Below are 5,797 nucleotides of genomic sequence, written 5' to 3'. Positions count from 1 at the left end.
GCTACCTTCAATCGCCAGGTAGCCCTGATCCGTCCCCCCTGTCGCATCTTTTGCAATTGCGCTTCCGACAGATTCTCCATCAGGTGAGGCAACGCCGTCAGCTGCGTACGATCCCTGACCGCTTCCTTGTCGATCGCAAATCCCATTTTTTTAAAAAAGGCTTCGGCTACCTCAAAACTATCAAACATATTCTCGTGAATCCTATGCTGCGCATAAAATGCATTCCACTCTTCCCCGCGATCAATACCCGCTTTTGTATGGTCCCATTTCACATAAATATCTGCCGTAATCCAATAGCCACCGCGCTGTTGCAATACCCGGTGAATAATGCGGCACAACGTTTCTTTTTCTGATTCATCCAGGTACATCAACAACCCCTCATTCACGATTACGATTTCACCCGGCGGGAAACGACTTACCCGCTCTTCAAACTGCGCTTCATCCAGCGCGTTCAAAGGTAACAACTCCAATGTACCCAGCACCTGATGCCCCGATAATGCCGCTACAAATTCCTTTTTAATGTCCACCACTTCAGGTAAGTCGGTATCGATATAATGATAGCCCGGCTGCTTCACCGCTTCCAGGCCACGGAAAGAAAAACCAGATGATAACTCCAGAATATTTTTAACGGATATATCCGCCAATAACTGATCGATACTCCAGTAGCGGTCTTCGAAATGCAATACCCGGCCCCAGAAAGAAACGTCTTTATTGCTCAGGTCCGGCTGATACGGCTGCGGCGCCAACATCAGTTGTGCTGCTTCTTTTACAAAGGGAATACGCGTGAGCCCTTTCAATAACAACAATGATTTGGCAGTAGGACTTATGGTACTATAATCACGGGAGGTTTCCATACAGCTTATTTTATACCTAAAGATAGCAGCTATTCTTCATCAGCTAAAAAATCAGCCTGAAAATCCGGAATGATATCCGCAATCGTATCCCCACAACACCGCAAGATCCGGGTTTTCTGAGCATCCCCGCCGCGCTAATTTTACACTTCAATATAAACAGTATCAGATGGAAAATATCACTGACCGCCTGCTGGCACACAACTGGCAACATACCACCGCACAATTACTGGAACAGGGTTATGCATTGGTAGAAAATGCGCTGACTAAAACGGAATGCAACATGTTGATCAACGACTATAACGCCGATAATACCTATCGTAAAACCATTGTGATGGAGCGCTATCGTTTTGGCAAAGGAGAATATAAATATTTCCAGTATCCGCTGCCAGATACAATTACCCGTATCCGCGAAACGGTATACACTTTCATTGCGCCTGTTGCCAATAAATGGATGGAAGTACTGCATATCGATAAAAAATTCCCGGCCACACATGCTGAGTTAAAACAATACTGCCATGATAATGGTCAAACCAAGCCTACCATCCTGATATTGAAATACGGTAAAGAGGGCTTTAATACTCTGCACCAGGATTTGTATGGCGATATTTATTTTCCGATGCAGGTTGTATTGTTTTTAAATGAACCGGACACAGATTACACCGGCGGAGAATTTGTACTCACCGAACAAATTCCCAGAGCGCAATCGAAAGCCAATGTACTCAAACCCAAACGGGGAGACATGCTGATTTTTACGACTAATTTTCGCCCTATGAAAGGCAGCAAAGGGTATTACCGGGTGAATATGAAACATGGGGTAAGTCCGGTGCATAGTGGCCAGCGGCATACATTAGGGATTATTTTTCACGATGCGTTGAGCTAAAACCGGGGAACACTACTCTCCCCATGCCGTGAGCATTAAATGACGAGGCCCTCCGTAGTTACGATGTTCACATAAGTAAATGCCCTGCCAGGTGCCTAATGCCAGACGGCCATTGCGGATAGGGATCATCACCGAATTACCCAGCAGGGCAGCTTTCAGGTGAGCAGGCATATCGTCCGATCCTTCATCATCATGTAAATAGGCCGGATCGTTCTCGGGGACTGTTTTGTTAAAGTACATTTCAAAATCGAGTCTCACCGTAGGATCTGCATTTTCATTGATGGTGAGTCCCGCGGAAGTATGTTGAATAAATACCTGCAACATGCCTGTCTTTATTTCGGCCAGTTGTGGAAATGCGTCTACCAGTTCAGTGGTGATAATATGAAATCCTCTCTTTCGTTGATGGAGTTGTACGGGTTGCTGGAATATTTTCATGCCGGTTATTTAAGAGGATGCAAGATAATGATTTCATGGCTGCGCATACGTTACCTGCCAGATCCTGTTGGTTTTATCATCGGCTACCAGTAAGTTCCCATTTTTCATCATCAGCAATCCCACAGGGCGCCCCCGCACAACGGAATGGAGACTATCTTTTACGAAGCCCGTCAGGAAGTCTTCCGGTTTACCGGCGGGTTTGCCGTCAGCAAAGGGAACAAAGATTACTTTATACCCGGATATGGGCTTGCGATTCCAGGAGCCATGCTGGGCGATGAACGCGCCCTGTTGGTACCGTTGCGGAAATTTATCTCCCGTATAAAACACTACACCTAAAGAAGCGGTATGCGCGTCCAGTGGCACATCCGGAATAATAACGTCGCTGGCGGCCACCGGTGCAGGGTCCTTTACCCGCGGGTCAGGATGGGAGCCATAATACCACCATGGCCATCCATAAAAGCCATTTTCTTTTACACTGGTAAGATAGTCGGGGACCAGGTTATCGCCTAGTTTATCTCTTTCATTAACGGCCACCCATAAAGTAGCCGATCCTGGCGCCCAGCCCATGCCTACCGGGTTTCTTAACCCCGAAGCATAGATCCGGAGTCCGGTACCATCGGGATTAATTTCAAGAATATTTGCTCTTAGTTTTTCGTTCCCGATACCTTTCTCCGCATGATCCGTTCCTGATCCTACGGCAATGTATATTTTCGATTGCTCTTTATTGGCAATGATATTCCGGGTCCAGTGCCGGTTGATTCTTCCTGCCGGCAGATCCAGTATTTTTTCCGGCGGGCCACTGAGTTTTGTACTTCCTGTTTCATAGGTGTATCGCCATAAGGCGTTGGTGTTGGCCACATAAAAATACTTGCCGATTAACAACATCCCGAATGGCTGTTCTAAATGTTCCAGGAAGGTGCTGCGAAATTCAGGGATCCCATCGTGGTCTGCATCCCTTAAAAGGGTAATACGGTCCACACTATGTTTCATACTGTTGGATTTATTGGCCCCTACTATTTGCGCACCTATTTTGGTCAGAAAAGAATGATTGCTGTTGGAGTTTGCAACCAATATATCTCCGTTGGGTAATTCATACAGCCAACGGGGATTTTCAAAATCAGTAGCATATAAGGTAACGCGGAAGCCTGCTGGCGCTATAGGAGTTTCACCCGCTTCCCAACCTTTTACATGGCTGTAGTTGGTATGCGATTTGGTGGCATACGGCTGTGGCAGATTGGGAGTTGTATCCTGCGCCACAAGTACCTGCGTAATGTATAATAACAACAGTGTTAACAGTTCTTTTTTCATGCGGCTCTTTTCAATGCCATCACAATATTTACGCCATGGGAAAGATACTGACGAGGTCTACTGTACGCATTACAAAATATTTAATTCGAACACTATCACATTTTTCTTTATCTTCATATTTCCCGCCGCGATAGTATTGAGAATGAAAATCCATAATGTTTAAATTTTAACCATGACGAAACCGCAACAAATAATGATTATTGACGATGATCCAGATGACAGGACTTTCTTCCAGGAAGCCATCAATAATATTTCTCCTGTTATAGAAACACATATTTGTGATAGTGGCATTCAGGCGTTGGCCATGTTCCAGGAAAATAAAATCGCTGCACCTGATTATATTTTTCTCGACTTTAATATGCCACTCATGAATGGGCGGGAATGTTTGGTAGAACTGAAAAAAATCCTGCAGCACAAGATTACCAATATTATTATACTCAGCACTTCCGACATGAAAGAAGATATGGAAGATGCGATGCGTTTAGGGGCCATGTTGTTCCTGACCAAACCTAATACTTTCCAGGAGCTGTGTAGTATGCTGAAAGGGGTACTGGAAGGTAGCTGGCAGAAATTTTTCTCACATCCTGCCAGCCCGGACTTATAATCTATGCTTTAACGGCGCCTTTATTGTATTTATTCCTATACTCGAGTGGTGACAAACCCGTTGTCTTTTTAAAAATTGTCCTGAAAGCCTTCGTATCAGAATATCCCACTTCCCACATAATCTCGTTGATATTTTTCCGGCTACTTTCAAAACCTTTTTTCGCTACTTCCACTTTTACCCGTTGAATATATTCAGAAACGGTATTGCTGGTGGCTTTCTTAAATCGTCTTTCCAAACTTCTGCGACCTACTGCAAACATGGAAGATAATTGTTCTACAGTTATCTTATCCTGGAAGTTCTGCTCTATAAATTCCTGCGCCTGTTTCACTGATTCATCCTGGTGTTCCCGTTGTCCTTTGAAGATGGTGAAGCAAGACTGATTATCCCGGTCTATTTCTATCTCAAAATATTTGGAAGCCAGGATGGCCATATCTCTGTCGGTATATTTCTCGATCAGGTAAATCAGCAAGTTCCAGAAAGAATTAGCGCCACCGCTGGAGTAGATACCATGTTCATCGGTGATGATCTTTTCAGATACCAGTTCTATTTGTGGAAACATGTTTCTGAACTCCGCTGCTGCCAGCCAGTGTGTAGAACAGCGCCGCCCATCCAGCAAGCCTGTAGAAGCCAGCAAAAATGCGCCTACACAAAGACTCGCCACTTCCGCGCCGGCTCTGTGTTGCTGCACAATCCAGGGGAAGAAATCTTTATTCTGCGTAATGACTTCTTCCCGTTCTCCATTCACGGCGGGAATAATGATCAGGTCTGCTTTGTGGTCGTCAGTTATCACTATATCCGGCGTTACTTTAAAAAGCCGGTCATATACCTGTGCTTCTTTGCTAAGTCCTACCAGCTTAACATTAAAGAGGGCAGGCCTTCCCAAACTCTCCAGGAAATCATTTGCTTTGGTAAAAGCAACAAAGGATCCTTCTATGCAGCTAAGTGCAACGGCGCCTTTGGGAACGAGAATAGATATCTGCTTCATATTCCAAATCTAAGATAAAAGATTGTCGGAATCAACCCCTTTTTAGTCGTTTGTACCCCCACGAATCAAGGTGTTACCTCATAATAAGACGTTACAGCACCCTGACCTGTGTAGTTAGGCCCCGCCTGATCATCGGCGCCTACATAGGAAAGCCCGGCATTAAAGGCCAGGGTACCGGTACGACGAATGATGCGGGTACGGCTACTGTATTGAATACCATCTTTCGAAAATAATTTTTTCAGGGAAATGGTGGGAGGTACTGCTATATTTTGCAAATCGAGATGTGCAATAAAATGTCCGTTTGATGTTAGCGCCGCACAAGCCATTGCTATCACTTTCAACTTGTCGCCTGTGTAATGCAAACCATGTGAGCAGGTGATGAGATCATACAACTGATCCGACTGCCAGTCCACCACAGAAGTAACCTCAAATGTAAGCCCTGCACTATTTTCCGCTTCCGGTGGAAAAGTATCCAGTAAATCAATGCCTTTCAAATGTACCTGTTGCTGTAATCCCCTGCGCACTAAATCCGCATGCGTCTGAACCAAGGCAAAACCGCTACCACAACACAAGTCTAGCCAGGAGGCGCTCCCTTTTTCCTGCACTACTTTTTCCAGAAAACGCGCTGGAATAAATTTAAATTCTTTATCGTAGCTGTTAATACCGCTGGCATTTCTATCGCGGTTCATACTGGAATTAGCAACTACAGCAGACCATATCAGGTCCTTTTC

General features: G+C 45.0%; 7 protein-coding genes. 2 read left to right on the top strand and 5 right to left on the bottom strand.

What is annotated here, in order from left to right; genetic code table 11:
* Nucleotides 1–854: hypothetical protein (locus VIP81_RS26835; RefSeq protein ID WP_331968586.1), on the bottom strand; the 854-nt coding region annotated here is incomplete at its 3' end.
* A gap of 166 nt (nucleotides 855–1,020) precedes the next feature.
* On the opposite strand from VIP81_RS26835, the gene VIP81_RS26830 reads away from it, so the two are divergent.
* Nucleotides 1,021–1,734 (top strand): 2OG-Fe(II) oxygenase, encoded by a 714-nt coding sequence (locus tag VIP81_RS26830; RefSeq protein WP_331968583.1) that lies wholly within the window; start codon nucleotides 1,021–1,023, stop codon nucleotides 1,732–1,734.
* 12 nt (nucleotides 1,735–1,746) lie between these two features.
* Here VIP81_RS26830 and VIP81_RS26825 read toward each other — a convergent pair whose 3' ends face one another.
* Nucleotides 1,747–2,169, bottom strand: coding sequence for a secondary thiamine-phosphate synthase enzyme YjbQ (locus tag VIP81_RS26825; RefSeq protein WP_331968580.1), 423 nt, complete (start codon nucleotides 2,167–2,169; stop codon nucleotides 1,747–1,749).
* A 33-nt stretch (nucleotides 2,170–2,202) separates the two neighbouring features.
* Complete coding sequence (locus VIP81_RS26820) at nucleotides 2,203–3,477, bottom strand: sorbosone dehydrogenase family protein (RefSeq protein ID WP_331968578.1); 1,275 nt, start codon at nucleotides 3,475–3,477, stop codon at nucleotides 2,203–2,205.
* A 172-nt stretch (nucleotides 3,478–3,649) separates the two neighbouring features.
* On the opposite strand from VIP81_RS26820, the gene VIP81_RS26815 reads away from it, so the two are divergent.
* A complete protein-coding gene (locus VIP81_RS26815; protein ID WP_331968575.1) occupies nucleotides 3,650–4,081 on the top strand; it encodes a response regulator in 432 nt (143 codons plus the stop codon).
* 1 nt (nucleotide 4,082) lies between these two features.
* Here VIP81_RS26815 and VIP81_RS26810 read toward each other — a convergent pair whose 3' ends face one another.
* A complete protein-coding gene (locus tag VIP81_RS26810) occupies nucleotides 4,083–5,066 on the bottom strand; it encodes a GlxA family transcriptional regulator (RefSeq protein ID WP_331968572.1) in 984 nt (327 codons plus the stop codon).
* Between the two features lie 65 nt (nucleotides 5,067–5,131).
* On the bottom strand, nucleotides 5,132–5,797 hold a 666-nt coding region (locus tag VIP81_RS26805), incomplete at its 5' end, for a class I SAM-dependent methyltransferase (RefSeq protein ID WP_331968569.1).

Source organism: Chitinophaga sp., from assembly GCF_036566945.1.
GTDB lineage: Bacteria > Bacteroidota > Bacteroidia > Chitinophagales > Chitinophagaceae > Chitinophaga.
The sequence above is the reverse complement of the archived record's forward strand: the minus strand, read 5'-3'. Positions and strand labels throughout refer to the sequence as shown.